At 73.6% G+C, this 25,596-nt stretch carries 23 protein-coding genes; 6 read left to right on the top strand and 17 right to left on the bottom strand.

Going from position 1 to position 25,596, the window contains the following annotated elements:
- Nucleotides 1–5: 5 nt before the first annotated feature.
- Nucleotides 6–413 carry a peptide-methionine (R)-S-oxide reductase MsrB gene (gene msrB, locus ACIGXW_RS17830; protein WP_399573855.1) on the top strand — a complete coding sequence of 136 codons (408 nt, stop codon included), beginning with the start codon at nt 6–8 and terminating at the stop codon, nt 411–413.
- Here msrB and treZ read toward each other — a convergent pair.
- From treZ to lpdA, 3 genes are all read right to left on the bottom strand, one after another.
- Complete coding sequence (gene treZ, locus ACIGXW_RS17825; protein WP_399573854.1) at nt 365–2,185, bottom strand: malto-oligosyltrehalose trehalohydrolase; 1,821 nt, start codon at nt 2,183–2,185, stop codon at nt 365–367. The genes msrB and treZ overlap by 49 nt on opposite strands.
- Before the next feature lie 45 nt (nt 2,186–2,230).
- Complete coding sequence (locus ACIGXW_RS17820; RefSeq protein WP_399573853.1) at nt 2,231–3,142, bottom strand: GNAT family N-acetyltransferase; 912 nt, start codon at nt 3,140–3,142, stop codon at nt 2,231–2,233.
- 98 nt (nt 3,143–3,240) lie between these two features.
- The gene (lpdA, locus tag ACIGXW_RS17815; protein ID WP_399573852.1) at nt 3,241–4,653 is read right to left on the bottom strand and encodes a dihydrolipoyl dehydrogenase; all 1,413 of its coding nucleotides are present in this window, start codon (nt 4,651–4,653) and stop codon (nt 3,241–3,243) included.
- A 98-nt stretch (nt 4,654–4,751) separates the two neighbouring features.
- On the opposite strand from lpdA, the gene ACIGXW_RS17810 reads away from it, so the two are divergent.
- Complete coding sequence (locus ACIGXW_RS17810) at nt 4,752–5,690, top strand: LysR family transcriptional regulator (protein WP_399573851.1); 939 nt, start codon at nt 4,752–4,754, stop codon at nt 5,688–5,690.
- On the opposite strand, the gene treY is transcribed toward ACIGXW_RS17810, so the two are convergent.
- On the bottom strand, nt 5,648–8,059 hold the full coding sequence (treY, locus tag ACIGXW_RS17805; RefSeq protein ID WP_399573850.1) for a malto-oligosyltrehalose synthase: 2,412 nt from the start codon (nt 8,057–8,059) through the stop codon (nt 5,648–5,650). The two genes, ACIGXW_RS17810 and treY, sit on opposite strands and share 43 nt — an antisense overlap.
- A gap of 70 nt (nt 8,060–8,129) precedes the next feature.
- Nucleotides 8,130–10,256, bottom strand: coding sequence for a glycogen debranching protein GlgX (glgX, locus tag ACIGXW_RS17800; protein WP_399573849.1), 2,127 nt, complete (start codon nt 10,254–10,256; stop codon nt 8,130–8,132).
- 271 nt (nt 10,257–10,527) lie between these two features.
- Between glgX and ACIGXW_RS17795 the strand changes: the two genes are divergently transcribed.
- Both ACIGXW_RS17795 and ACIGXW_RS17790 read left to right on the top strand, forming a co-directional pair.
- Nucleotides 10,528–11,772 carry an SAV2148 family HEPN domain-containing protein gene (locus ACIGXW_RS17795; RefSeq protein ID WP_071964142.1) on the top strand — a complete coding sequence of 415 codons (1,245 nt, stop codon included), beginning with the start codon at nt 10,528–10,530 and terminating at the stop codon, nt 11,770–11,772.
- Between the two features lie 107 nt (nt 11,773–11,879).
- Complete coding sequence (locus tag ACIGXW_RS17790; protein ID WP_399573848.1) at nt 11,880–12,596, top strand: 3'-5' exonuclease; 717 nt, start codon at nt 11,880–11,882, stop codon at nt 12,594–12,596.
- A 30-nt stretch (nt 12,597–12,626) separates the two neighbouring features.
- Here the strand turns inward: ACIGXW_RS17790 and ACIGXW_RS17785 are convergent, their stop codons facing one another.
- Nucleotides 12,627–12,977, bottom strand: coding sequence for a hypothetical protein (locus ACIGXW_RS17785; RefSeq protein WP_399573847.1), 351 nt, complete (start codon nt 12,975–12,977; stop codon nt 12,627–12,629).
- Between the two features lie 196 nt (nt 12,978–13,173).
- Between ACIGXW_RS17785 and ACIGXW_RS17780 the strand changes: the two genes are divergently transcribed.
- Nucleotides 13,174–14,115 carry a zinc metalloprotease gene (locus ACIGXW_RS17780; protein WP_399573846.1) on the top strand — a complete coding sequence of 314 codons (942 nt, stop codon included), beginning with the start codon at nt 13,174–13,176 and terminating at the stop codon, nt 14,113–14,115.
- A 25-nt stretch (nt 14,116–14,140) separates the two neighbouring features.
- Here ACIGXW_RS17780 and ACIGXW_RS17775 read toward each other — a convergent pair whose 3' ends face one another.
- The gene (locus tag ACIGXW_RS17775; RefSeq protein WP_399573845.1) at nt 14,141–15,016 is read right to left on the bottom strand and encodes a phosphotransferase enzyme family protein; all 876 of its coding nucleotides are present in this window, start codon (nt 15,014–15,016) and stop codon (nt 14,141–14,143) included.
- A 121-nt stretch (nt 15,017–15,137) separates the two neighbouring features.
- On the opposite strand from ACIGXW_RS17775, the gene mgt reads away from it, so the two are divergent.
- A complete protein-coding gene (mgt, locus tag ACIGXW_RS17770; RefSeq protein ID WP_399573844.1) occupies nt 15,138–16,403 on the top strand; it encodes a macrolide-inactivating glycosyltransferase in 1,266 nt (421 codons plus the stop codon).
- Here mgt and ACIGXW_RS17765 read toward each other — a convergent pair.
- From ACIGXW_RS17765 to ACIGXW_RS17720, 10 genes are all read right to left on the bottom strand, one after another.
- Nucleotides 16,372–17,178, bottom strand: coding sequence for a sirohydrochlorin chelatase (locus tag ACIGXW_RS17765; protein WP_399573842.1), 807 nt, complete (start codon nt 17,176–17,178; stop codon nt 16,372–16,374). The genes mgt and ACIGXW_RS17765 overlap by 32 nt on opposite strands.
- 9 nt (nt 17,179–17,187) lie before the next feature.
- Nucleotides 17,188–18,072, bottom strand: coding sequence for an ABC transporter permease (locus ACIGXW_RS17760; protein WP_399573841.1), 885 nt, complete (start codon nt 18,070–18,072; stop codon nt 17,188–17,190).
- Entirely contained in the window at nt 18,059–18,859 is an 801-nt protein-coding gene (locus ACIGXW_RS17755; protein WP_399573840.1) for an ABC transporter ATP-binding protein, read from the bottom strand. The genes ACIGXW_RS17760 and ACIGXW_RS17755 overlap by 14 nt, the downstream gene beginning before the upstream one ends.
- A 56-nt stretch (nt 18,860–18,915) precedes the next feature.
- Entirely contained in the window at nt 18,916–20,028 is a 1,113-nt protein-coding gene (locus ACIGXW_RS17750; RefSeq protein ID WP_399573839.1) for an aliphatic sulfonate ABC transporter substrate-binding protein, read from the bottom strand.
- A gap of 211 nt (nt 20,029–20,239) precedes the next feature.
- Nucleotides 20,240–21,565, bottom strand: a complete 1,326-nt coding sequence (locus ACIGXW_RS17745; RefSeq protein ID WP_360907108.1) for a GTP-binding protein — start codon at nt 21,563–21,565, stop codon at nt 20,240–20,242.
- Nucleotides 21,566–21,567: 2 nt separating this feature from the next.
- Entirely contained in the window at nt 21,568–22,476 is a 909-nt protein-coding gene (gene cysD / locus ACIGXW_RS17740) for a sulfate adenylyltransferase subunit CysD (protein WP_071965700.1), read from the bottom strand.
- On the bottom strand, nt 22,473–23,006 hold the full coding sequence (cysC, locus tag ACIGXW_RS17735; RefSeq protein ID WP_399573837.1) for an adenylyl-sulfate kinase: 534 nt from the start codon (nt 23,004–23,006) through the stop codon (nt 22,473–22,475). The genes cysD and cysC overlap by 4 nt, the downstream gene beginning before the upstream one ends.
- A gap of 20 nt (nt 23,007–23,026) precedes the next feature.
- Complete coding sequence (locus ACIGXW_RS17730) at nt 23,027–23,710, bottom strand: phosphoadenylyl-sulfate reductase (protein WP_399573836.1); 684 nt, start codon at nt 23,708–23,710, stop codon at nt 23,027–23,029.
- Complete coding sequence (locus ACIGXW_RS17725) at nt 23,697–23,873, bottom strand: hypothetical protein (protein ID WP_399573834.1); 177 nt, start codon at nt 23,871–23,873, stop codon at nt 23,697–23,699. Before ACIGXW_RS17725 ends, ACIGXW_RS17730 begins: the two co-directional genes overlap by 14 nt.
- Nucleotides 23,870–25,567, bottom strand: coding sequence for a nitrite/sulfite reductase (locus ACIGXW_RS17720; RefSeq protein ID WP_399573832.1), 1,698 nt, complete (start codon nt 25,565–25,567; stop codon nt 23,870–23,872). Before ACIGXW_RS17720 ends, ACIGXW_RS17725 begins: the two co-directional genes overlap by 4 nt.
- Between the last annotated feature and the right edge of the window lie 29 nt (nt 25,568–25,596).

The following is a 25,596-nucleotide window of genomic DNA, read 5'->3' as shown; positions in this document are numbered from 1 at the left end:
GCGACATGGCGTACGAGGTCGAGAAGACGGACGAGCAGTGGCGCGCGGAGCTGACCCCGGCGGAGTACCAGGTACTGCGCCGGGCCGGCACCGAACCCGCCTTCCGCGGTGAGTACACCGACACCAGGACGGCCGGCGTCTACGCCTGCCGCGGCTGCGGCGCGGAGCTGTTCCGGTCGACCGAGAAGTTCGAGAGCCACTGCGGCTGGCCGAGCTTCTTCGACCCCAAGGACAGCTCCGCCGTCGAGCTGATCGAGGACCGTTCCCACGGCATGGTCCGCACCGAGGTCCGCTGCGCCCGCTGCGGCTCGCACCTGGGCCACGTCTTCGAGGGCGAGGGCTACCCCACCCCCACCGACCAGCGCTACTGCATCAACTCCATCTCGCTGCGCCTGGAGCCGGACGCGGACTGAGCCGCGCGGCGGTCGGCCCAGGGCGCGCCGCACCGCAGCACGGCGGCCGACTCCGCCGGAACCGTCAGTACCCCGTCCGCACCCGGGAGGTCCACCCGCCGCCAGGCGGCCAGGACCTCCTCGCAGGCCGGACCGGAGCCGACCGGGACGGCCGCCGGCTCCGCACCGAGGTTGACGGCGACGAGCAGCGGGCCGCGCCGGAAGGAGACCGTGCCCGCGTCGGTCACCGCCAGCGCCTCGTAGGCCCACCGCGGGTCCGTCAGTGCCGGCTCGGCGTGCCGCAGGGCGATCAGCCGCCGGTGCCAGTCGAGCAGCGCGCGGTGCGGGGCGCGCTCGCGCTCGCTCCAGTCCAGGCAGGAGCGCTCGCGCGTCGCCGGGTCCTGGGGGTCGGGGATCTCGGAGGCCGGCCAGCCGTGCGCCGCGAACTCCCGGCGCCGCCCGGCCCGTACGGCCTCGGCCAGGCCCGGATCGGTGTGGTCGGTGAAGTACTGCCAGGGCGTGCGGGCGCCCCACTCCTCGCCCATGAACAGCATCGGTGTGAAGGGCGCGCACAGCACGAGCGCCGCCGCGCACGCCAGCAGCCCGGGGGACAGGTGCGAGGACAGCCGGTCGCCCAGGGCGCGGTTGCCGACCTGGTCGTGGGTCTGGGCGTAGCCCAGGAGCCGGTACGCGGGCGTGGTGCGGGGATCGAGGGGGTGCCCGTGGCGGCGGCCGCGGAACGAGGAGTGCGTGCCGTCGTGGAAGAAGCCGGACCGTAGCGTCTTGCCCAGGGCGCCCGCCGGGTCGGCGGCGAAGTCGGCGTAGTACCCGGCCGACTCGCCGGTCAGCGCGGTGTGCAGGGCGTGATGGAAGTCGTCGTTCCACTGGGCGTGCAGGCCCAGGCCCCCGGCCTGGCGGGGGGTGGTGGTGGCGGGGTCGTTCAGATCGGACTCGGCGATGAGGAACAGGGGCCGCCCCAGTCGCCCCGCCAGGGCGTCGACCGCGCCCGACAGTTCCGCGAGGAAGTGCTTGGGCCCGGTGTCGGCCAGCGCGTGCACCGCGTCCAGCCGCAGCCCGTCGAGGCGGTAGTCCCGCAGCCAGGCCAGCGCACTGCCCGTCAGATACGCGCGTACCTCGGCCGATCCGGGGGCGTCGAGGTTGACGGCGGCGCCCCAGGGCGTGTGGTGGGTGTCGGTGAAGTACGGCCCGTAGGCGGGCAGGTGGTTGCCCGACGGGCCGAGGTGGTTGTGCACCACGTCGAGCACCACGCCCAGCCCCAGCCCGTGGGCCGCGTCCACGAAGCGCCGCAGCCCGTCCGGGCCGCCGTAGGGCTCGTGCACGGCCCAGGGCGCCACGCCGTCGTATCCCCAGCCGTGCCGGCCCGGGAACGGGCAGACGGGCATCAGCTCCACGTGCGTGACGCCCAGGTCCGCCAGATGACCGAGCCGTTCGGCGGCGGCGTCGAAGGTGCCCTCGCGGGTGTACGTGCCGATGTGCAGCTCGTAGAGGACCGCCCCCCGAAGCCCCCGGCCCGGCCAGTCGTGCCGCCAGGCGAAGCGGGAGAAGTCGACGACGGCGCCCGGTGCTTCGGGGCCGTCCGGCAGGCGGCGCGCACGGGGATCGGGCAGGACGGGCCCGCCGTCCAGCGCGAAGCCGTAGCGGGTGCCGTCGGCCGCCGGCGCCTCGCACCGCCACCATCCGGGGCGGGCGGGGTCGGCCGCCATGTCGTACGTCCTCGCGTCCGCCCACAGCACGGCCCGCCCGGCCTTCGGCGCCCACACCTCGAACAGCACGGTCGGCTCCTCTCGACGAGAGGAGTCTCCCCCGCGGCGCGGCGGTTACGGCACGAGGTCGATGCGTTCCTGGCCGACGGGGTAGCCCGCCCTCGCGAACGTGGCCGCCATCGGGTGGTTGCCCTGGTCGGTCGCGGCCGTGATCCGGGCGGCGCCCTGGGCCACCAGGTCGTGGGTGCACTCCACGAGCAGGTCGTAGGCGTAGCCGTGGCCGCGCTGCCCGGGGAGCACGCCGATGTAGCCGACGCACGGGCCGCTGGGGTTGCGGGCGGGCACCTGGATGCCGACCGGCTCGCCGTCGGGAGTGAAGGCCAGCTTCCACCACTCGCGGGGCGAGGGCAGCCAGCCGAGGAAGTCCATGGCGTCGTCGAGCGCCGCGTCCAGGCCCCTCTCGGCGATGTTCCTGCGGTCGTGCTCGTCCAGCGTGCCGTCCATCGTGCGGCGTACGACGTCCCGTACGACCGCGTCGTCGGGCTCCGGCCGGAACACCAGCCGTCCCGGACGCTCGGGCAGACCGCACTCGGGCGTCCACTCGTAGCGGTACCGCTCGACCAGAGGCTTGAGCCCGCCGGCGGCCGCCGCCGCGAGCCGGGCCTCGCCGGCGGCCCGCACCTCGGGCAGCTCCCGCCACCCGGGCGGCACCAGCAGGCTGAACTCCGCCCGGAACGGCGCCGTCCGCAGCAGGTGGGCGGCGGCCTCCTCCTCGCCCTCGGCGAAGTCGAACCAGTCGAGGGCCTTGGGCGAGGCGTCGTCGGGCGCGCCCCACCAGGCGGCGCGGGCGACGACCCTGCCGTCGCGCAGCGCCACCCAGGTCCAGTCGGGGCGGTACTCGCCGCCCTCGTGAACGGGCGTGTAGGTGTGGCCGAAGGCGGCGCGGCCGACGAGGCCGGGATCGGGCAGGGAAGTGAAGAGTGCGGTGTCGTGCTCGGTCAGTGCGCGGACGACCAACTCGGTCATAGAGCTCCTTGTGATGGATGGCTCCGGAACCGTAGGCCACCGCACTGCCCGCGTCGAACGCTTTTACGGCGCACCGGAGACGGCGGTGCGCCGCCCGTTCACTGCTGGTGCAGGCCGCGCCCGGCCAGCGACAGCATGACCTCGCCGACCGCTTCCGAGAGGGTGGGGTGCGGATGGATGTGCCGCGCCACGTCCGCCGCCTCGGCGTCCCAGCCGACGGTCAGCTGGCTCTCCGCGATCATCTCCGACACGTGCGGGCCCACCAGGTGCACGCCCAGTACCCGGCCGCCTTCTTCGGCGACCACCTTCACCACGCCGCCCTGCCCGTGCACCATGCCCTTGGCGACGGCTGTGAGCGGCATCGAGTTGACCCGGACCGCGTGGCCCCGCTCGCGTGCCTCGGCCTCCGACAGCCCGACGGAGGCGGTCTGCGGGCTGGAGTAGGTGACGCGGGGCACGGCGGCGTAGTCGACGGGCCCGGGCGCGAGCCCCGCCAGGGTCTCGGCGACCAGCAGCCCCTCGGCGAACGAGGCGTGGGCCAGCCCCGGCGAGGGCGGCGGCAGCAGGTCGCCGACCACGTGAACGCCCGGCACGGCCGTCTCCAGCCGTGACCAGTCGGCGGGGACGACGAAGCCGCGCGCGTCCGTCGCGAGCCCCGCCGCCTCCAGCCCCAGACCGTCGGTGACCGGCACCCGGCCCACGGCCACCAGCAGCCGGTCCGCGCGCAGTTCGCGCAGCTCCCCGCGCGCGGTGCGCACGACGGCCCGTACGCCGTCCGCCGCCGTGCGCGCTCCTTCCAGCCGCGCACCGGTCCGGACGTCGATGCCGCGCTTCTTCAGACCCCGCGTCAGATGGCGGCTGACGTCGGCGTCCTCCAGGGGCAGCAGCCGCTCGGCGGCCTCCACCAGGGTCACCTCGGCGCCCATGGAGCGGTGCAGCGACGCGTACTCGACGCCGATCGCCCCGCCGCCCAGCACCAGCACCGCACCCGGCAGGCCGGGCGCGAACAGCGCGTCGTCGCTGGTGACGACCCGGTCGCCGTCCGGTTCCAGGCCCGGCAGCGTGCGCGGCCGCGAGCCGGTGGCCAGGACGATGCCGCGCCGGGCCCGCCACCGCGTGCCCGCCTCGGCGCCGGACTCGACGCGCACGCTCCGGGCGTCCGTCAGCGCGGCGGAACCGCGCACCACCCGCACCCCCGCGTGGGAGAGATGGCCCTCCACCCCGCGGTGGTTGCGGGAGACGATGTCGTCACGGGTCGCGGTCAGGGCGCCCCAGTCGATGGAGTCGAGGGTCGCCTTCACGCCCCACCGCTCGCGGGCCTCCGCGATGCCGTCCACCAGCTCGGCCGCGTGCAGCATGGCCTTGCTCGGTATGCAGCCGCGGTGCAGGCACGTGCCGCCCACCAGATCGCGCTCCGCGAGGACGACCTCCAGGCCGAGGGCGGCGGCGCGCAGCGCGGTGCTGTAACCGCCGGTCCCGCCGCCGATGACGATGACATCTGTCTCATGCATGCCTTCACCCTCCGCCTGCCGGGGATGATGAGTCCAACGCAATGTTTCGATCGAATCGATGAAGGCCCTTCATGGGTTCGGGGCGAGGGGGAGGGGCCGTGAGCCTGCGGCAGATGGAGTACCTGGTCGCGGTCGTCGAGGAGCAGTCCTTCAGCCGGGCGGCCAGGAGCCTGAACGTCACCCAGTCCGCGCTCTCGCACCAGATCAAGGCCCTGGAGCGCGCCGTCGGCGGCACCCTGCTGGAGCGGCTCACCCGCGGCGTCGGGCTCACCCCGATGGGCCGTGCCTTCCTGCCGCACGCCGAACTCGCCGTCCGCAGCGCCGGCCAGGCCCGCCGCGCGGCGCGGGCCGCCGCCGGGGCCGAGGGCGGCGAGCTGCACATCGCGACGCTGCACGCGCTGGCGCTGGGTGCCCTGCCGCCGGTGTTCGCCCGCTGGCAGCGGGAGTTCCCCGGCGTCCGCCTGCACCTGCACGAGTACACCACCAGCGAGGAGCTGCGCGAGCAGATGGAGCGCGGGGTCGCCGACGTCGCCCTCGGGCCCCGGCCGGAGGGCTGGCCCGGGCCGGTGGTCTCCCTCGGCCGGGAGGAGATCGTGCTGGTCACCTCCGCCGACGACCCTCTGGCGTGCCGCACCGAGCCGGTGCGGATGTCGGAGCTCGCCGGCCGGGCCTGGGTGCGGTGCGCGCTCGAGCCCGTCATCGAGGGCCGCCGGTGGCTGGACTGGCTGTGCGAACCCCACGGATTCACGCCGGTGACGGCGGTGGAGACGCGGCACGCGTCGACGGCGGTACGGATGGCGGCCGCCGGCGCGGGGATCGTGGCGGCCCCGGTCCACGTCGCCCGCACGACGACGGGCGCGGTGGAGGTGCCCGTCGATCCACCGTGGCGGCGCGAACAGACGGCGTTCTCCCGCGTGGAACTGACGGGCGCGGCGGCCACGTTCGTGGACCGGTGCGGTGGGATCTTCTGCGGCTCCGCCCCGGACCCCGCTCCTCACACGCCGGACGGGCTGAATTTCAGCCCGTCCGGCGATTGAGGACAAGCACGTACCAGCAGTGCCACCGGACCCGCACCCAGCAGCTCCCGCAGAGGCACCCGCCCCTCCCACGTCCCACCCGAAAGCAACTCCCGCCACTCCCCACCCCCCGGCAGCGCGAGCACCGTCTCCCGCCACCCTCCCGCCGCGCCCAGCCGCCGGGGCAACCGCGTCGCGGCCGCGACGACCTCGCCGGCCCGGGCGAACGCCACACAGTGCTCCGCCGCCGGCCCGAGCGCGGCCAGCGGCTCGTAGGAGCCCGAGGGCGCACGGAACCACTCCGGATGCTCCCGCCGCAGGCGCAGCGCGGCACGCGTGAGCCGCAACTTCTCGCCGGACAGGCCTTCGGCCTCCTGAGGGGGCAACTGCGGCGGACGCCGGTTGTCCGGGTCGACCAGCGCGCGGTACGTACCCTCCGTCCCCATGTACAGATCGGGCACGCCCGGCATCGTCAGGTGCAGCAACGTCGCGCCGAGCACATTGGCCCGTACGGTCGGCGCCGCCTCGTCCGCGAGGGCGGTGAGCTCCTCGTGGGCGGGCCCGCAGGGGCCGGCGGCGACGAAGGCCTCGACCGCCGCCTCGTACGCGGCGTCCGGCTCGGTCCACGTCGTGAGCAGCGCCGCCTCGCGCACGCTCTTGAGGACCGCCGGGGCGAGCCGCCGCGCGTCGGGGGCGCCGAGGCCGAAGGCGCTCTGCCAGGCCGCCCACGCCACGTGCGGGTCGGGCGCGGCGGCCTGCGGCCACAGCCGGTCCATCAGGTCCGCCCACTCCTGCGGGTACTCGCTCAGCGCGGCGACGCGCGCCCGGGCGTCCGCGCTGCGCTTGGTGTCGTGGGTGGAGAGCACGGTGCCGCCGGCGGGCCAGTCGCGCTGCAGGCGGGCGCAGTAGGCGTGGAACTCGGCGGGCGTGAGCGCCGGCCGGTCCGGGGTGCCGCCGACCTCGGTGGCCGAGAGCAGGGGCGCGTAGCGGTAGAAGGCGGTGTCCTCGACGGACTTGGCGCGCAGCGCGGAGGCGGTCTGTGCGAACCGGGCGCAGAAGTCCCGCTGGTCCGGCCCGTCCCCGAGCCGCCCGAGGGCCGCGTCCCGGACGAACTCGACGGCTTGCGCCTCCTGGGGGACGGTGAAGGCGCCGCGGGCCCCCTGAGCGGCCTCGTCCAGCAGCGCGGTGTCCCCCGGCGTGGGGGGACGGCCGGGCACGGCGTACGGGCGGTAGACGGGCAGCCGGACGAGGATCTCGCACAGTGCGGTGCGCAGCGCCCAGGGGGCGTGGTCGCGCAGCCGGTGGGAGGCCTCGCACAGCCGGCCGGCGGTGCGTACGAGCCGGGCGACCTCCGCCGCCAGTTCGTGGGTGACGACCCGGTAGGCGGCGCGGCGCACGGTCGCGGGCCAGTCGCCGCCCCGGTCGGGGGCGGCGCCGGTGAAGGAGCGGTAGGCGGCCGTCAGTTCGGCGGCGCCCTCGGGGTCGGTGAAGAGGCCGTCGAGGTGGCGCAGGGCGTCGTAGCCGGTGGTGCCGGCGACGGGCCAGCCGGCGGGCAGCCGTTCGTCGCCGCTGAGGATCTTCTCCACGACCGTCCAGCGCCCGTCGGCGGCCTCCTCCAGCCGCCGCAGGTAGCCGGCCGGGTCGGCGAGGCCGTCGGGGTGGTCGACGCGCAGCCCGTCGAGGACGCCCTCGCGCAGCAGCTGGAGCACTTTGGCGTGCGTGGCGGCGAAGACCTCGGGGTCCTCCACACGCACCGCGATCAGTTCGGAGACGGTGAAGAAGCGCCGGTAGTTCAGCTCGGTGCGGGCCAGTCGCCACCACGCGGGCCGGTACCACTGGGCGTCCAGCAGCTCGGCCGTCGGCAGCCGCTCGGTGCCGGGCCGCAGCGGGAAGGCGTGGTCGTGGTAGCGCAGGACGCCGTCGGCGACGGTGAAGCGGTGCAGTTCCGCCCCGAGCGGGCCGGCCAGCACCGGCAGCAGGATCCTGCCGCCGTGCTCGGCCCAGTCGATGTCGAACCAGCGCGCGTAGCGGGAGGCCGGGCCGTCCCGCAGGACTTCCCACAGCGGCCCGTTGAGGTGCTCGGGTGCGGGCACGGCCATGTGGTTGGGGACGATGTCGAGGACGAGGCCCAGGCCGTGGTCGTGAGCGGTGCGGGCGAGCGCCCGCAGGCCCTCCTCGCCGCCCAGTTCGGCGCGGACGGCGGTGTGGTCGACGACGTCGTAGCCGTGCGTGGAGCCCGGTACGGCCTCCAGGACGGGGGAGAGGTGCAGGTGGGACACGCCGAGGGAGGCGAGGTGGGGCACGGCCCGCCCGGCCGCGGCGAAGGGGAAGGCGGGCTGGAGCTGGAGCCGGTAGGTGGCGGTCGGCGGGGTGCAGCTGTCGCGCGTCACGGGAACATACGTACCCACAACTCGGCCCGATGCTGCAGCCCCGCTCCGGCTCCCGCTCCGGATCCGGCGGTCAGGCGGGCCGCTGCAGCACCGCGAGGCTGCGGTCGGCGAGCGTGAGCCGGGCGCCGGCCCGCACCTTGGGGCCGTCGTCGGCCGCGCCGTCGGGGCGGGCCGTGTCGACGACGACCTGCCACTGCCTGCCGTGGTTCATGGGCACGACGAAGTCGAGGGGCCGGTCGTGCGCGTTGAACATCAGCAGGAACGAGTCGTCGATGACCGGCTCGCCGCGCGGGCCCGGCTCGGAGATCGCGCCGCCGTTGAGGAAGACCGTCAGCGACCGGGCGTGGGCGGCCTGCCAGTCGCCCTCGCGCATCTCCTCGCCCTCGGGGGTGAACCAGGCGATGTCGGAGAGGTCGTCGTGGGTGCCCTGCACCGGCCGGCCGTGGAAGAAGCGGCGGCGCCGGAAGACGGGGTGGTCGCGGCGGAGCCAGACCAGGGAGCGGGTGAAGTGCAGCATCCGGCGCGCGAGGTCGGCGCGGGCGTCGTCCGGGTGCGGCCAGTGCACCCAGGACAGCTCGCTGTCCTGGCAGTAGGCGTTGTTGTTGCCGTTCTGGGTGCGCGCGAACTCGTCGCCGTGGCTGAGCATGGGCACGCCCTGGGACACCAGCAGGGTGGCGATGAAGTTGCGCATCTGCCGCTCGCGCATCTCGAGCACGGCCGGGTCGTCGCTGCCGCCCTCGGCCCCGCAGTTCCAGGAGCGGTTGTGGCTCTCGCCGTCCTGGTTGTTCTCCCCGTTGGCCTCGTTGTGCTTGTCGTTGTAGGAGACCAGGTCGTGCAGGGTGAAGCCGTCGTGGCAGGTGACGAAGTTGATGGAGGCCAGCGGGCGCCTGCCGTCGCCCTGGTAGAGGTCGGAGGAGCCGGTCAGGCGGGAGGCGAACTCCGCGAGCGTGGCCGGTTCCCCGCGCCACAGGTCCCGGGACGTGTCGCGGAATTTTCCATTCCACTCCGCCCACAGGGGCGGGAAGTTGCCGACCTGATAGCCGCCCTCGCCCACGTCCCACGGCTCGGCGATCAGCTTCACCTGGCTGACCACCGGATCCTGCTGCACCAGGTCGAAGAAGGACGAGAGCCGGTCCACCTCGTGGAACTGCCGGGCCAGCGTCGCCGCCAGATCGAACCGGAACCCGTCCACCCGCATCTCGGTCACCCAGTACCGCAGCGAGTCCATGATGAGCTGCAGCACGTGCGGGCTGCGCATGAGCAGCGAATTGCCCGTACCGGTGGTGTCCATGTAGTAGCGCGGATCGTCCGCCAGCCGGTAGTACGAGGCGTTGTCCAGCCCCCGGAACGAGAGCGTGGGACCCAGGTGATTGCCCTCGGCCGTGTGGTTGTAGACCACATCCAGAATCACCTCGATGCCCGCCGCGTGCAGGGCCCGCACCGCCGACTTGAACTCCAGCACCTGCTGCCCCCGGTCGCCCCACGAGGCGTAGGCGTTGTGCGGGGCGAAGAAGCCGATCGTGTTGTAGCCCCAGTAGTTCGCCAGCCCCGCGTCCACCAGCCGGTGGTCGTGCACGAACTGATGCACCGGCATCAGCTCGATCGCCGTGACCCCCAGCTCCGTCAGGTGCTCGATCACCGCCGGGTGCGCCAGCGCCGCGTACGTGCCGCGCACCTCCTCCGGCAGCGCCGGGTGCAGCATCGTCAGGCCCTTCACATGGGCCTCGTAGATGACCGTACGGTGGTAGTCCGTGCGCGGCGGCCGGTCGTCCCCCCAGTCGAAGTAGGGATTGACCACCACGGAAGTCATCATGTGCGGCGCGGAGTCCATGTCATTGCGCTTCTCCGGCCTGCCGAAGTGATAGCCGTAGACCTCCTCGCCCCAGCCGATCCCACCGCTGACCGCCTTCGCATAGGGGTCCAGCAGCAGCTTGGCGGAGTTGCAGCGCTGCCCCCGCTCCGGCTCGTAGGGCCCGTGCGCCCTGAAGCCGTAGCGCTGGCCCGGCATGATGCCGGGCAGATAGGCATGGCGCACGAACGCGTCGCTCTCGCGCAGCTCCACGGCGGTCTCCGAGCCGTCCTCGTGCAGCAGGCACAACTCGATCCGCTCGGCGGCCTCGGAAAAGACCGCGAAGTTGGTCCCGGCGCCGTCGTACGTGGCGCCGAGTGGGTACGCCTGTCCCGGCCAGACCTGCATGAGCGCAAGTCTTCCACCCCGGGCGCCCCTTTCCGCAGATCTTCCCCAAAACCCCAGCGGGAAGCCGCCACCGGCCCTCCCCGGCTCCGCCAACCGGGTGAGCGCCACCCTTCTGGCTATGAATCAGCTCACTCCCGCCGGAGGGCCCCGGAACAACAGCCACGTCGGACGGCCCAGTTGGCCGGAAGGGGCCGAGCGGGCGCGTGCACCGCCTCCCGCCCGCACAGTAGTCTGCCTTGATCGTTGGACGGGGGCGGAAGGCGGTGCACTGGTGAGCTCGGGCGGGCTGGAGCTGCCCCCTGGGGACGGAGGTCCCGAGGGTGACGGCTCGACCGACACACCACCGGGCGTGGTGTCCCTGACCCGCCCGAGGGAGATCGGGGCGGAACTGGACTGGGACGCCGGCGCCTGGGGCGAGGTGCGCACCCGCGCCCGCCGCGCGGGCCGGGCCTACATCTGGCTGAACCTGGTCGAACAACGGCTGCGGGTCGTCGTCGCCGCCGTGCTGCGCCCGGTCTACGAGCCGGTGCACGGCGAGGAGGAGTGGGTCGTCGCCGCCGCCGGGCCCGCCGGCCAGGAGTGGGTGCAGCGCGCCGTCGCCGTCCGCGAGGTCAGCCGCCGCAAGGGCTACCTCCTGGACCCGGCCGACGACAACGTCCTCAGCTTCCTCACCCTGCCGCAGCTGCGCGAGCTGCTCGTCCAGCACTGGCCCTGCTTCGAGCCGTACCTGGACGACCGGCGCGAACTCGAACTCGCACTGGACGAGCTGGAGGTGGCCCGCAACGTCGTCTCCCGCAACCGCGCGCTCTCCCAGGCCGTCCTCGCCCAGGCCGAACGGGCCTCCGCCCGCCTGCTGGACATCCTCGGCGGCGGCACCGGCACGCCCTCCGCCGACCGGCTGCCCATCGACGCCGTCGAGGACCTCGTCGGCGACCGCTACGCCGACGTCGTCGGCGTCCACCCCGACCGGGTGCGCCTGCAGCGCCAGCTGCCCGTGGAGGACCTCTTCGGCAGCGCCCGCCGCCTCGACGCGGTCGGCATAGGCCTCAACCTGCTCGTGCAGAACTACTCCGGGCGGCGCCTGGTGCGCCTGGCGGAGACCGGCTGCCGCGCCCGCCTGCTCTTCCTCAACCCCGCCAGCAGCGCGGTGCGCCGCCGCGAGCGGGAACTGGGGATCAAGAAGGGCGAGATGAGCCGGTCCGTGGAGATGAACATCATGCACATGCGGCGCGTGCGCGACCGGCTCCGCGACACCGCCGCCTTCGAGATCCGCGTCTTCGACGAGACCCCGCGCTTCACCGCCTACCTCGTCAACGGCGACGGCTCGGACGGGCTCGCCGTGGTGCAGTCCTACCTGCGCAAGGCGCGCGGCATGGAGTCCCCCGTGCTGGTGCTGCGGGGCGGGAACCGGGACGTGCTGCGCCAGGGCCGGCCCGCCGACGACACCGGCGGGCTCTTCGAGACCTACCGCGAGGAGTTCGAAGGCGTGTGGGCCGACTCACGGCCCGTGTCCTGAAGCACTCCTGACGCAGCCTCCGAAGGCGGCGGGCCGCGGCCCGTTGTCAGTGGCGCGTGGCAGGCTGGGGAACCAGACGGGGGAGCACCACCGAAGGGGGAACCGCCATGGCGTGGCACGAGGAGCTGCTGATCGGCTTCGACCTGGAGACGACCGGCACCGATCCCGCACAGGCCCGGATCGTCACGGCCGCGGTCGTGGAGACCAAGGGCGGCGAGCCGGTGCGCAGTCTGCACTGGCTGGCCGACCCGGGCGTCCCCATCCCGGCCGAGGCCGCCGCCATCCACGGCATCACGGGCGAACGGGCCGCAGAGCAGGGCCGGCCCGCCCGCGAGGTGGTGGAGGAGATCGCCGCCGCGCTGGCCGGGCACTGGGCGCTGGGCGTGCCCGTCGTCGCCTACAACGCCTCCTTCGACCTCAGCCTGCTGGAGGCGGAGCTGCGCCGGCACGGGCTGCGCCCGCTGGGGGAGCGGCTGGCCAGGGAGACGGGCGAGCCGGCGACGGTGGGCCCGGTCGTCGATCCGTACACCATGGACCGGGCCGTCGACCGCTACCGCAAGGGCCGGCGGACGCTGGAGGCGGTCTGCCGGGAGTACGGCGTGGTCCTCGGCGAGGCGCACGAGGCCGGCGCGGACGCGCTGGCGGCGGTGCGGGTGGCCCGGGCGATAGCCGCGCGCCACCCCCGCATAGCGGAGGCGGAGCTGTGGGAGCTGCACCGCGACCAGGTGCGCTGGTACGGCGAGTGGGCCGCGGGCTATCAGCAGTGGCTGCGCCGCCAGGGGGATCCGCGGGCCGTGGTCGAGGGGGCCTGGCCGCTGCGCTGACCGCGGGCGCCGGGGCCCCGGCCCCGGTCGTCACTCCCGCAGCCTGAGCACCGTGGGGTCGCAGGCGAGGATCTCCAGCGCACGGCCGGGCCGGCCGATGCCCGGGAAGGAGAGCGCGAGGTGCCGGCCGTCCTCGGTGTGCCAGGATCCGCGCACCGAGTCCGGGGCGTCGCCCCGCCCGATGGGGTGGTCGACGAAGGTGCCGTCCGCGGCGAACTCCATCGCGCGCCGGCCGCGGGCGGGCGGAAAGGCGTAGCCGCCGGGCCGGTAGACCGTCACGCCGTCGCCGTCCTCCTCGCGGGAGTGCACCCAGCGCCGGAAGAGGGCGCCGGGCGGGCGGGCCGGCTCCTGGGGGCCGGTGGGTCCGGCTGCCTCGTTCATGCCTCACGCACCTCCGAAATCACCCGGATTCACCGAGGTTTACCCGGGTTTACCCAAATATGGAATGCCGCTGCGCACTTACTGCCGGTTCTGCGATGTCCCTAGATGTCGGGGCTGTGCGGGTCTACGGTAATCCGTACCGGGCCCGCGTTCCCCACCCTGCCGTGTACGCACGGCGATTCGAGGAGGGCGCAGCATGCCCGAGAACCAGCCCCCCGCATCCCGGCCGCCCGGCCGCAGACTCTGCGCGACCATGGCGGTCCACCGCCGGCTGCTCAGTGAGAACCCCGCCTACGCCGCCGCCCGGGCGGCCGTGGAGAACAGGGCGTTCGCCTACGAACGAGGGATGGAGCGGCCCGCACGCACCGGCATCACCTGCCTTCCCGTCGTCGTGCACGTCGTCTTCCACACCGACGAGCAGAACATCGACGACGCGCAGATCGCCAGTCAGATCAGTGTCCTCAACGCCGACTTCCGCAAACGCAACGCGGACGTCGCCCAGGTGCCGGCGGTATGGCGGCCGCTCGCGGCCGACGCCCGGGTGGAGTTCCGCCTGGCCACGGTGGACCCCGCCGGGCGGCCCACCACGGGCATCACCCGTACGCGGACGGACGTGACGGAGTTCCCCGCCGACGACTCGGTGAAGTCCACCGAGCAGGGCGGCCACGACGCCTGGCCCGCGGACCGCTATCTCAATGTGTGGGTCTGCATGCTGGGCGAGTCACTGCTGGGGTACGCCCAGTTCCCCGGCGGCCCGGCCGCCACCGACGGGGTGGTCATCCTGCACTCGGCGTTCGGCACGTCCGGCACCGCGACGGCGCCGTTCGACCTCGGGCGGACCGCCACCCACGAGGTGGGGCACTGGCTCAATCTGTTCCACATCTGGGGCGACGACGGCACCGGCTGCAGCGGCAGCGACTTCGTCGCCGACACCCCCAACCAGGGCGGCCCCAATTTCGGCAGCCCCGATTTCCCGCACGTCTCCTGCGGCAACGCCCCCAACGGCGACATGTTCATGAATTACATGGACTACGTCGACGACGCGGCCATGTTCATGTTCACGCAAGGTCAGGTGACCCGCGTGGACGCCACCCTCGACGGCCCCCGGAGCAGCTTCCCCGCCGCCGGCCCCTGCTGACGGGGCCCGGCCTCGTCGGAAGACGTCAGAAGGGGTACCACCGCACCGCCGGGTCGCCCTCCCGCAGGGAGGCGACCCGGCGGGCGAACTCCGCGCGCGCCGCCGGGTTGCCCGGCGCGTGCTGGGCCACCCATGCGCAGCTCGCCGTCTCCCGGGCCCCGCGCAGCACGGCGCAGCCGTCCCACTCCCGTACGTCCCAGCCGTAGGTGTGGACGAAGGCGTGGTAGGCCTCCGGGGCCAGCCCGTAGCGGTCCCGGCTGAGGGCCATCACGACCAGGTCGTGCTCGCGCAGATCGGTGGCGAAGGTCTCCAGGTCGACCAGGACCGGCCCGTCCGGTCCGATGTGCACGTTGCGCGGGAGCGCGTCGCCGTGGACCGGGCCCGGCGTCAGACGGGGCGTCAGCGCGGCGGCCGCGGCGGCGAACCCGTCGCGGCGCTCGCGCAGATAGTCCGCGTCGGCCGGGTCGATCGCGTCCCCGGCCAGCCGCAGCCACCGCTCGACGCCGCCGAGCAGCTCCCGGCGGGGCAGTGCGAAGCCGGGCTCGGGCAGCGCGTGGACCTGCCGCAGCAGTGCCGCCAGATCGGCGGGGTCCGCCGGGCGCACGGCCTCCGGGAGCCGGTGCCAGAGCGTCACCGGATGGCCGTCGGCGACCAGCGCCGCCGGCTGCGCCGCCCGTACAGCGGGAATGCCGCTCTCCGCGAGCCAGGCGGCGACGCGCAGCTCACGGTCGGCGCGCTCGCGCAGGGAGGCGTCCCGGCCGACCTTGGCGACGAGGCCGTCGGCGGCGAAGACCGCGTTCTCGCCGAGCGCGAGCAGCCGCGCGTCGGCCGCCGGCAGCGGTGTACCGGCAGCGGCGAGGAGCTCGCGTGCCCGTTGTTCCGTGAATGCCGCGTCCACCACCACGTCGTACCTTCCGTGCCCCGCTGTTCCCGGGGCGTGCGTGCCCGGGCCGGTCATGGCAAGTGTCCCCTCCGGCGGGGAGCGGGGCGGCACCGGGTGGCCGGAAGGCCGCAGGGGAGGGATGGCTCGAAAAAAACCATTGAACGAGACGTATCGTCTCGTTTATGGTGCTCCCATGCCTGCTTCCCCCGCCGTTCGGCCCGCCCATATCGCCATGTTCAGCATCGCGGCCTCCGGCCACGTCAACCCCAGCCTCGAGGTCATCCGCGAACTCGTCGCCCGTGGCCACCGGGTCACCTACGCCATCCCCGAGTCCTTCGCCGAACTCGTGGCCGGTACCGGCGCCGAGCCGAAGATCTACGACTCGACGCTTCCCACCGCTGAGGACCCCGACGCCTGGGGCTCGGAACTCATCGACCACTTCGAGCTGTTCTTCAACGACGCCGTCCATGTCCTGCCGCAGCTGATCAAGGCCTACGAGGGCGACGAGCCGGACCTGGTCCTGTACGACATCACCGCCTACCCCGCCCGCGTCCTCGCCCACCGCTGGGGCGTGCCCATCGTCCAGCTGTCGCCCAACCTGGTCGCCTGGGAGGGCTACACGGAGGAGGTCGGGGCCGCGCTGGTCGAGCCGATCAAGCGCTCCCCGCGCGGCGCCGCCTACTACGCGCGCTTCACCGAGTGGCTGCGGGACAACGGCCTCGCCCTGGACCCCGACTCCTTCAAGGGCCGCCCCGACCGGTGCCTCGCCGTCATCCCGCGCGCCATGCAGCCGCACGCCGACCGGGTCGACGAGACGATCACCACCTTCACCGGGCCCTGCCAGGGCGACCGCGCGGACCAGGGCACCTGGCAGCGCCCGGCTGACGCGGAGAAGGTCCTGCTGATCTCCCTGGGCTCGACGTTCACCAAGCAGCCCGGCTTCTACCGCGAGTGCGTCAAGGCCTTCGGCGACCTGCCGGGTTGGCACGTGGTGCTGCAGATCGGCAAGCACGTCGCCCTTGAAGACCTGGGCGAGGTGCCCGCCAACATCGAGGTGAGCCGCTGGGTGCCCCAGCTCTCCGTCCTCCGTCAGGCCGACGCCTTCGTCACCCACGCCGGCATGGGCGGCTCCCAGGAGGGCCTGGCGTGCGGCGTCCCCATGGTCGCGGTGCCGCAGGCCGTCGACCAGTTCGGCAACGCCGCGATCCTCCAGGAGCTGGGCGTCGCCCGGCACCTGCCGACGGAGGAGGCCACCGCCGAGGCGCTGCGGGAGGCGGTGCTGTCCCTGACCGGCGACCCCGCGGTGGCCGCGCGCTCGGCGGCGCTGAAGGCCGAGCTCGCGGCGGAGGGCGGTACTCCTTACGCGGCCGACCTCATCGAGGCGGAGCTTCGGCCCGCCCGCTGACCCCTGGTACGGTCCCGTGCCAACGGTCGCCGTGCCCAACCCCCACGGGGCGCGGCGGCCGGCGTCCGTCGTCGTACCGCCGCAGCAGCAGCGAGACGACCTCCGGAGCCGTCCCCAGCACCTCCGCCAGCACATCGGCCCCCGCCGCCCGGGCCCCCGCGGCGATGCGGTCCGGCAGCCGCCCGGGAGCCAGCGCGTACGGGGCCACCGCGATCCGGCGGACCCCCTCCGCGCGCAGCGCCCGCACGGCGTCCTCGGTGCGCGGCGGGGAAGCGGAGGCGAACGCGGGCCGCACGGCGCACCAGCCGGTGTGCCGCCACTCCCGCGCGATGTCAGCGATCACCGCGTTCGCCTCCGGGTCGGAGGAGCCCGCCGAGGCCAGGACGACCCCGGTCGAGCCCCGCTGGCCGGGGCGCACCCCGGCCTCGTACAGCCGCCGCTCCAGCGCCGCCGTCAGCAGCGTGGAAGGACCGAGCACCCTCGCCTGACGTACCGTCAAACCGGGCAGTGCGGCCCGCGCCCGGTCCAGGACGGCGGGGACGTCGGACTTGGCGTGGAAGGCACGGGTCAGCAGCAGCGGCACCGCGACCACCTCCCGCTCGCCCTCCGCGGCCAGCCGGGCCAGCGCCTCCCGCACCCCGGGGACGCAGAAGTCCAGGAACCCCGCCTCCACGCGCAGCCCGGGCCGCCGGGCCGCCAGGCGCGAGCACAGCGCGGCGACCGTCGCCGCGTGCCGGGGATCGCGGCTGCCGTGCGCGACGATCAGCAGGGCCACGGCCGGCCCCTACCGCGTCGCCAGCCCGCGCGTGCGCAGCACACGGCGTTCCAGCGGGCTGAAGACGATCAGGTCGATGGCGATGCCGACGAACAGGATGAGCAGGATGCCCAGCAGCACCCCCGGCATGTCGGAGTCGGTGCGGGCGTTCTCCAGGAACTGCCCCAGTCCCAGCCCCAGATCCGGGGAGGAGGCGATGAGCTCCGCCGCCATCAGCGAGCGCCACGAGAACGCCCAGCCCTGCTTGAGCCCGGCGATGTACCCCGGCAGGGCCGCCGGCAGCAGGACGTGCCGCGCCCCGCGCACCCCCGTCGCGCCCATCGTGCGGCCCGCCCGCAGATACAGCGGCGGCACCTGGTCGATGCCGGAGACCAGGCCGTTGGCGATGGACGGCACCGCGCCCAGCAGGATCACCGCGTACATCGCCGAGTCCGTGATGCCCAGCCAGATCACCGCCGCCGGCACCCAGGCCACCGACGGCAGCGACTGCAGCCCCGACAGGATCGGCCCGAGGGCCGCCCGCACCACCGGCACCCGGGCCACCAGCAGCCCGAGCGGGGTACCGAGGGCGAGCGCGGCGAGGAAGCCCAGCAGTCCGCGCGAGACGCTCGTCCAGACGATGGACAACAGCGTGCCGTTCAGCCACAGTTCGCGCAGGCTGCTCCAGACCGCGGACGGGTCGGGCAGCTTGTAGTCGTCGGTGACCTCCGCCAGGACCAGCAGCTTCCACACGGCCAGCACCAGCACCGCGGCCACCAGCGGCGGCAGCACCTTCTGCAGCAGCACCTGCCGCAGCGGGGTGCGCTTGATCTGGACCGCGTCCAGCGCGTCGAGTCCGGCCTCCAGGCCGGCGAGGTCGCCCTCGGCGACCTTGGTGGTATCAGTGCCGGCCATGGCGGCGGATCTCCCCCCGTAGTTCCTCGGTGATCTCCACCGACAGATCGGCCACCGCCGCGTCCTCGATGCGGCGCGGCTGCGGGATGCCGACCTCCCACTCGCGCACCACCCGGCCCGGCCGGGACGACAGCAGCACCACCCGCTGCCCCAGCCGCACCGCCTCGCGGACGTTGTGCGTCACGAACAGCACCGACAGCCGCGTCTCCGACCAGATGCGGGTCAGCTCGTGGTGCAGCACGTCCCGCGTGATGGCGTCCAGCGCCGCGAACGGCTCGTCCATCAGCAGCACTCGGCTGTCCTGCGCCAGCGCCCGGGCCAGGGCGACGCGCTGGCGCATGCCGCCCGACAGCTCGTGCACGCGCTTGCCGTACGAGCCGCCCAGCCGGACGAGGTCCAGCAGCCGCTCGGCCTCCGCCTGCCGGGCGCCCCGGGGCACCCCGCGCAGCCGCAGGGCCAGTTCGATGTTGCGGCCCGCCGTCAGCCACGGGAACAGCGCGTGCTCCTGGAACATCAGCGCGGGGCGGCCGCCGGGCACCGCGATGGTGCCGGCGGACGGCCGGTCCAGCCCGGCGACCAGGTTCAGCAGCGTGGACTTGCCGCAGCCGGACGCGCCCAGGAGGCAGACGAACTCGCCGGGCCGGACGTCGAGCGTGATGTCGTCGAGCACGGGCCGGTCCGCGCCCGGGCGGCCGAAGCTCTTGTGGACGTTCTGGATCCGGACGGCCGCCGGTATGTCGTCATCGATGGCCGTGCCGGAGGTCGCGGTGGTCAACGCCGGGGTCATCCGGTCACCTCCTGGAGTGCGGACGGGCATGCGCGCCCCTACTGCCGTGTACACGGTCACTGCCTGCCGAGCTTCGCGGTGTCGACGGCCGGCTTGCCCTCGGCCTTGAGCACCTTGTTGAGGAGGGTCACGTCGTAGATGCCGGACAGGTCCGGCCGGTCCAGCAGCCCGGCGCCGACGGCGTGGTCGGCCTGGGCCCGCAGCGTCGCCGCCAGCGGGTCGTCGGTCGTGACGATGGACTTCCACGCCGGGTCGAGCACCTGGGCCGGCAGCTCCTTGCCGGAGAGCTTCTTCAGCGCCGCGTTGGCCGAGGCCTTCGCCTTGTCCGGGTTCGCCGCGATCCAGGCGTTCGTACGCACCGATCCGCGCAGCACGGCCTCGACCACGTCCGGGTGCGCGTCGAGGAACTTCTGCGACACGACCACATTGGTGATCACGAACTTTCCGTCCGGCCACAGCGAGCTCTCGTCCAGCAGCACCTTGCCGCCCTGCGAGACCAGCTTGGAGGCCGTCGGCTCCGGCACCCAGGCGCCGTCGACGGAACCGGACGCGAAGGCGTCGGGCGTGACCTTGTTGTCCGTACGGACCACGGAGACGTCGCCCTTGCCGCTGCTCGGGTCGACCTTCCAGCCCTTCTCCGCGATCCAGTGGAGGAAGGCCACGTCCTGGGTGTTGCCCTTCTGCGGCGTGGCGATGCGCTTGCCCTTGACGTCGTCGAGGGAGGAGACGCGGTCCGGGTGCACCACGAGCCTCACCCCGCCGGAGGCGGAGCCGGAGACGATCCGCAGGCTCTTGCCCTTGGACTTCACATAGCCGTTGATCGCCGGCGAGGGGCCGATCCAGCCGATGTCGATGGAGCCCGCGTTGAGCGCCTCGATCTCAGACGGCCCGGCGTTGAAGGTCGTCGACTTGAGCCTGGTGCCGCCCAGTTCCTTCTGCAGGAGCCCCTCCTGCTCACCGACCAGCGGCGTGGCGTGGGTGATGTTGGGGAAGTAGCCGATGCGCACGGTGTCGGCGGAGAGCTTGCGGCCGTCGGCCGTGGCCTTCGCGCCGGCGGTGGAGGAGTCCTTCTGCGATCCGTACCCACAGGCCCCGAGGAGGCCGGTCAGCAGCGGGAGGGCGACCGCGGCCGCCAGGGCTCGGCGGCGGGGAGGTGCGGCGGCAGGCATGAGGGGGGTTCCTCTCTGCGGGCCGGTGCGTACGGCGGGTACGTCCGGCGGGTTCACATGGGGCTGGGGGGACGGGGATGCGGCGGGGGGTACGGACGTCAGCGCGCACATCGCCCGACGCCGCCCTGCCCGCTGCCGAGGACACCGCTGCCGATGCGGCCGCCCTCCTTGTCGAATGCCGAGAAGAAGTCCCGGGTGAGCCCGGTCATGGTCAGAAGTCCCAGCCCTCGTCGTCGGCCGCCGCCCGCGGGGCCGGCGCCGCGAAGGCCGCACCCGCCATGCCCGCCGTCAGCGTCGTCCCGTCGGCCGGGTCGACCAGCAGGAACGAACCGGTGCGCCGGGAGTCGGCGTACGCGTCGAGCGCCAGCGGCTCGGCGGTGCGCAGCACCACGCGGCCGATGTCGTTGGCGGCCAGCTCGCCGGGCGCGCGGTGATGGGACAGGTCGCCCAGCGTCAGCCGCGAGGGGATGTCCTTGACGATCGCCTTGACCGTACGGGTGGTGTGCTTGAGCAGCACCCGGTCCCCGGTGCGCAGCGGCCGGTCGGCCACGTGGCAGACGGTCGCCTCGACGTCCCGGGTGGGGACGGGCGCGCCGGCGGTGGGGGCGATCAGGTCGCCCCGGGAGACGTCGAGGTCGTCGGCCAGGCGCAGGGTCACCGACTGCGGCGCCCACGCCAGGTCCACGCTCGCGCCCAGCGCGTCGATGCCGGCGATCGTGCTGACCCGTCCCGAGGGCAGCACGGTGACGGGCTCGCCGACGCGCAGCACCCCGGAGGCGAGCTGGCCGGCGTAGCCGCGGTAGTCGGGGTGCTCGGGCGTCTGGGGGCGGATGACGTACTGGACGGGAAAGCGGGCCGGGTCGCCGGTGGGGTCGGCGACGACGGGCACGCTCTCCAGGTGCTCGAGGACGGTCGGGCCGCCGTACCAGTCCATGTGCGCCGAGGCGGTCACCACGTTGTCGCCGGCCAGGGCCGAGATCGGGATCGCGGTGACGTCGGGCACGCCCAGCGAGGCGGCGTACGCCGTGAACTCCCCGGCGATGGCGGCGAAGACGGGCTCGGCGTAGTCGACGAGGTCCATCTTGTTGACGGCGAGCACCACGTGCGGGACCCGCAGCAGCGCCGCGACGGCGGCGTGCCGCCGGGTCTGCTCGACGACGCCGTTGCGGGCGTCGACCAGCACCACGGCCAGCTCGGCGGTCGAGGCGCCGGTGACCATGTTGCGGGTGTACTGCACGTGCCCGGGGGTGTCGGCGAGGACGAACCGGCGGCGCGGCGTGGCGAAATAGCGGTACGCGACGTCGATGGTGATGCCCTGCTCGCGCTCCGCGCGCAGCCCGTCGGTCAGCAGCGCCAGGTCCGGCTCCTGCTGTCCGCGGCCCCGCGAGGCCCGCTCGACGGCCTCCAGCTGGTCGGACAGCACCGACTTGGAGTCGTGCAGCAGCCGGCCCACCAGCGTGGACTTGCCGTCGTCCACCGAGCCGGCGGTGGCGAAGCGCAGCAGCGAGGTCGCCGCCGGGTCGATCGATGTGCTCATGGCTAGAAGTACCCCTCGCGCTTGCGGTCCTCCATCGCGGCCTCCGACAGCTTGTCGTCGGCCCTCGTCGCGCCCCGCTCGGTGAGCCGGGACGCGGCGATCTCGGCGATGACCTCCTCGATCGTCACCGCGCCGGAGTCGACGGCCCCGGTGCAGGACATGTCGCCGACCGTGCGGTAGCGCACCAGCCGTCTCTCGGTCCGCTCGCCCTCCCGGGGGCCGCCCCACCCGCCCGCCGCCAGCCACATGCCGTCCCGGGCGAACACCTCGCGCTCGTGGGCGTAGTAGATGGCCGGAAGCTCGATCTTCTCCCGGGCGATGTACTGCCACACGTCCAGCTCGGTCCAGTTCGACAGCGGGAAGACCCGCACGTGCTCACCGGGGGAGTGGCGGCCGTTGTACAGCTGCCACAGCTCCGGGCGCTGTCGGCGCGGATCCCAGCCGCCGAACTCGTCCCGCAGCGAGAAGACCCGCTCCTTCGCGCGCGCCTTCTCCTCGTCCCGGCGGCCGCCGCCGAAGACGGCGTCGAAGCGGTGCGCGGCGATCGCGTCCAGCAGGGGGACGGTCTGCAGGGGGTTGCGGGTGCCGTCGGGGCGCTCGCGCAGCCGGCCGTCGTCGATGAAGTCCTGTACGGACGCCACGTGCAGCCGCAGGCCGTGCTCGGCCACCGTGCGGTCGCGGTAGGCCAGGACCTCGGGGAAGTTGTGGCCGGTGTCCACGTGCAGCAGCGAGAACGGCACCGCCGCCGGCGCGAACGCCTTCAGCGCCAGGTGCAGCATGACGATCGAGTCCTTGCCGCCGGAGAAGAGGATCACCGGCCGCTCGAACTCCCCCGCCACCTCGCGGAAGATGTGCACCGCCTCGGACTCCAGCGAGTCCAGGTGCGTCAGGGCGTAGGGGCTCCCGCTCACAGCAGCCCCCGCCCGGCCAGCAGTTCGTACACGGCCGCCGCCGACTCCTCGACGCTCTGCTCGTGCGCCTCGACGCGCAGGTCCGGATCGAGGGGCGCCTCGTACGGGTCGTCCACCCCCGTCAGACCGGACAGCTCGCCCGCCGCCTGCCGCGCGTACAGGCCCTTCACATCCCGCACGGAGCACACGTCCACCGGCGTCGCCACGTGCACCTCCACATATCCGGTGCCGTGTTCCTGATGGCGCTTGCGGACCGCCTCGCGCGAGTGCGCGTACGGCGCGATGACCGGTACGAGCACGGTCACGCCGTGCGCGGCCAGCAGCCGGGCGACGAAGCCGATCCGCTGCACATTGGTGTCGCGGTCCTCGCGGGAGAAGCCGAGACCGGCCGAGAGGAACTCCCGTATCTCGTCCCCGTCCAGCACCTCCACCCGGTGCCCCTCGTCACTGAGCCGTCCCGCCAGCGCACGGGCGATCGTCGTCTTGCCCGCGCTCGGCAGCCCGGTGAGCCAAACCGTGGCCCCACTCATGTCCCGCTCCCCGTCTCGTGTCATCCGTGCAACCCGCACTCGGTCTTGCCGCGCCCGGCCCACCGGCCGGCCCTCGCGTCCTCGCCGGCCGCGACGGGCAGGGTGCAGGGCGCACATCCGATGGAGGCATACCCCTCCGTCAGCAGAGGATTGGTGAGCACTCCGTGTTCCGCGACATAGGCGTCCACGTCGGCCTGCGTCCAGCGGGCGATCGGCGAGACCTTCACCTTTTGCCGGCGGGCGTCCCAGCCCACGACCGCGGTGCCCGCCCGGGTCGGGGACTCGTCGCGGCGCAGTCCCGTCGCCCAGGCGTCGTAGGAGGCGAGTCCCTCCTCCAACGGCCGCACCTTGCGCAGCGCACAGCACAGGTCGGGGTCCCTCTCGTACAGCCCCGGCCCGTACGCGGCGTCCTGTTCGGCGACGCTCTGGCGTGGGGTGAGGGTGATGACGCGCACGTCCAGCACGGCCGCCACGGCGTCCCTGGTGCCGATGGTCTCCGGGAAGTGGTAGCCGGTGTCCAGAAAGACCACGTCGACGCCGGGCAGGACGCGGGAGGCGAGGTGGGCGACCACCGCGTCCTCCATGGAGGAGGTCACGCAGAAGCGCTCCCCGAAGGTCTCGGCCGCCCAGCGCAGGATCTCCTGCGCCGGCGCGTCCTCCAGCTCGCGGCCCGCCCGCCCGGCCATCTCCTCAAGTCCGCTCATCGACGGCCCCCTTGGCCAGGCCCCGGGCGAGGAGCCCGAGGAACGAGAGCCGGAAGGCCCGGTTGCACCCGCCGCACTCCCAGGCGCCGTGGCCCTGTTCGCCGGGGCGCAGGTCCTCGTCACCGCAGTACGGGCAGTGGAAGGGCGCGGCACGCTCACTCATGAGAGGTCCTTTTCATCGGCCCGCGTCACCCACTGCGCGAAGCGCTCGCCGTCCGCGCGCTGCTCCTGGAAGCGCCGCAGGACGCGTTCGACGTAGTCGGGCAGCTGCGCCGAGGTCACCTTCAGCCCCCGCACCTTGCGGCCGAATCCGGCTTCCAGGCCCAGGGCGCCGCCCAGGTGCACCTGGAACCCCTCGACCTGGTTGCCCTCGTCGTCGACGACCAGCTGGCCCTTGAGGCCGATGTCGGCGACCTGGATGCGTGCGCAGGCGTTCGGGCAGCCGTTGACGTTGATGGTGAGGGGCTCGTCGAAGTCCGGGAGGCGGCGCTCGAGTTCGTCGATGAGCGAGGCGCCGCGCGCCTTGGTCTCCACGATCGCGAGCTTGCAGAACTCGATGCCGGTGCAGGCCATCGTGCCGCGCCGGAAGGGGGAGGGGCCGACCCGCAGGTCCAGCGCCTCCAGGCCCGCCACCAGCGAGGCGACCTGCTCCCCGGGCACGTCGAGGACGATCATCTTCTGCTCGGCGGTGGTGCGCAGCCGGCCCGAGCCGTGCTCCTCGGCGAGGCCCGCGATCTTGGTGAGGGTGGCGCCGTCGACGCGGCCGACGCGCGGGGCGAAGCCGACGTAGAAGCGGCCGTCCTTCTGCCGGTGCACGCCGACGTGGTCGCGCCAGCGCTCCACGGGCTGGGCGGGGGCCGGTCCGTCGGTGAGCGGGCGGCCAAGGTACTCCTCCTCCAGCACCTGCCGGAACCTGCGCGGACCCCAGTCGGCGAGGAGGAACTTCAGCCGGGCGCGGTTGCGCAGCCGCCGGTAGCCGTAGTCGCGGAAGATGCCGATGACGCCGCCGTAGACGTCCGCGACGTCCTCCAGCGGCACCCAGGCGCCCAGCCGGACGCCGATCCTGGGGTTGGTGGACAGGCCGCCGCCCACCCACAGGTCGAAGCCGGGGCCGTGCTCGGGGTGCCGGACGCCGACGAAGGCGACGTCGTTGATCTCGTGCGCCACGTCCAGCAGCGGTGAGCCGGACACCGCCGACTTGAACTTCCGCGGCAGGTTGGAGAAGTCGGGGTTGCCGATGAAGCGGCGGTGGATCTCCTCGATGGCCGGGGTGCCGTCGAGGATCTCGTCCTCGGCGATCCCGGCGACCGGCGAGCCGAGGATGACCCGGGGCGTGTCGCCGCAGGCCTCGGTCGTCGACAGGCCCACGGCCTCCAGCCGCCGCCAGATCTCCGGTACGTCCTCGATGCGGATCCAGTGGTACTGGATGTTCTGCCGGTCGGTGAGGTCGGCGGTGCCGCGCGCGAACTCCTCGGAGACCTCGCCGACGACGCGCAGTTGCGCGGTGGTCAGCCGGCCTCCGTCGATGCGCACCCGCAGCATGAAGAACTCGTCGTCCAGCTCCTCCGGAGCCAGGACGGCCGTCTTGCCGCCGTCGATGCCGGGCTTGCGCTGGGTGTACAGGCCCCACCAGCGCATACGACCACGCAGATCGCTGGGGTCGATGGAGTCGAAGCCGGCCTTGGAGTAGATCGTCTCAATGCGTGTCCGCACATTGAGACCGTCGTCGTCCTTCTTGAACTGCTCGTTGGCGTTCAGGGGCGTGAAGTGGCCGACGGCCCACTGGCCCTCGCCTCGGTGGCGGCCGGTTTTGCGCCGGGGCGGGGCGGCGGGTGAGGCGGAAGGGGAGTCAGCCATGGCGAAATGTCCTTAAAGTCCGCATGCGT

The organism is Streptomyces sp. NPDC053079 (assembly GCF_044546695.1).
Classification (GTDB): Bacteria; Actinomycetota; Actinomycetes; order Streptomycetales; family Streptomycetaceae; genus Streptomyces.
This window is presented reverse-complemented; position numbering and strand designations above follow the sequence as displayed.

Coding starts and splice junctions, on each gene's coding strand:
- ACIGXW_RS17760 (WP_399573841.1), bottom strand. CDS start 18,072: ATGGCCGGCACTGATACCACCAAGGTCGCCGAGGGCGACCTCGCCGGC.
- ACIGXW_RS17720 (WP_399573832.1), bottom strand. CDS start 25,567: ATGGCTGACTCCCCTTCCGCCTCACCCGCCGCCCCGCCCCGGCGCAAA.
- ACIGXW_RS17745 (WP_360907108.1), bottom strand. CDS start 21,565: ATGAGCACATCGATCGACCCGGCGGCGACCTCGCTGCTGCGCTTCGCC.
- msrB (WP_399573855.1), top strand. CDS start 6: ATGGCGTACGAGGTCGAGAAGACGGACGAGCAGTGGCGCGCGGAGCTG.
- mgt (WP_399573844.1), top strand. CDS start 15,138: ATGGCTCGAAAAAAACCATTGAACGAGACGTATCGTCTCGTTTATGGT.
- cysC (WP_399573837.1), bottom strand. CDS start 23,006: ATGAGTGGGGCCACGGTTTGGCTCACCGGGCTGCCGAGCGCGGGCAAG.
- lpdA (WP_399573852.1), bottom strand. CDS start 4,653: ATGCATGAGACAGATGTCATCGTCATCGGCGGCGGGACCGGCGGTTAC.
- ACIGXW_RS17725 (WP_399573834.1), bottom strand. CDS start 23,873: ATGAGTGAGCGTGCCGCGCCCTTCCACTGCCCGTACTGCGGTGACGAG.
- ACIGXW_RS17820 (WP_399573853.1), bottom strand. CDS start 3,142: ATGACCGAGTTGGTCGTCCGCGCACTGACCGAGCACGACACCGCACTC.
- ACIGXW_RS17750 (WP_399573839.1), bottom strand. CDS start 20,028: ATGCCTGCCGCCGCACCTCCCCGCCGCCGAGCCCTGGCGGCCGCGGTC.
- glgX (WP_399573849.1), bottom strand. CDS start 10,256: ATGCAGGTCTGGCCGGGACAGGCGTACCCACTCGGCGCCACGTACGAC.
- ACIGXW_RS17730 (WP_399573836.1), bottom strand. CDS start 23,710: ATGAGCGGACTTGAGGAGATGGCCGGGCGGGCGGGCCGCGAGCTGGAG.
- ACIGXW_RS17790 (WP_399573848.1), top strand. CDS start 11,880: ATGGCGTGGCACGAGGAGCTGCTGATCGGCTTCGACCTGGAGACGACC.
- ACIGXW_RS17755 (WP_399573840.1), bottom strand. CDS start 18,859: ATGACCCCGGCGTTGACCACCGCGACCTCCGGCACGGCCATCGATGAC.
- ACIGXW_RS17785 (WP_399573847.1), bottom strand. CDS start 12,977: ATGAACGAGGCAGCCGGACCCACCGGCCCCCAGGAGCCGGCCCGCCCG.
- ACIGXW_RS17780 (WP_399573846.1), top strand. CDS start 13,174: ATGCCCGAGAACCAGCCCCCCGCATCCCGGCCGCCCGGCCGCAGACTC.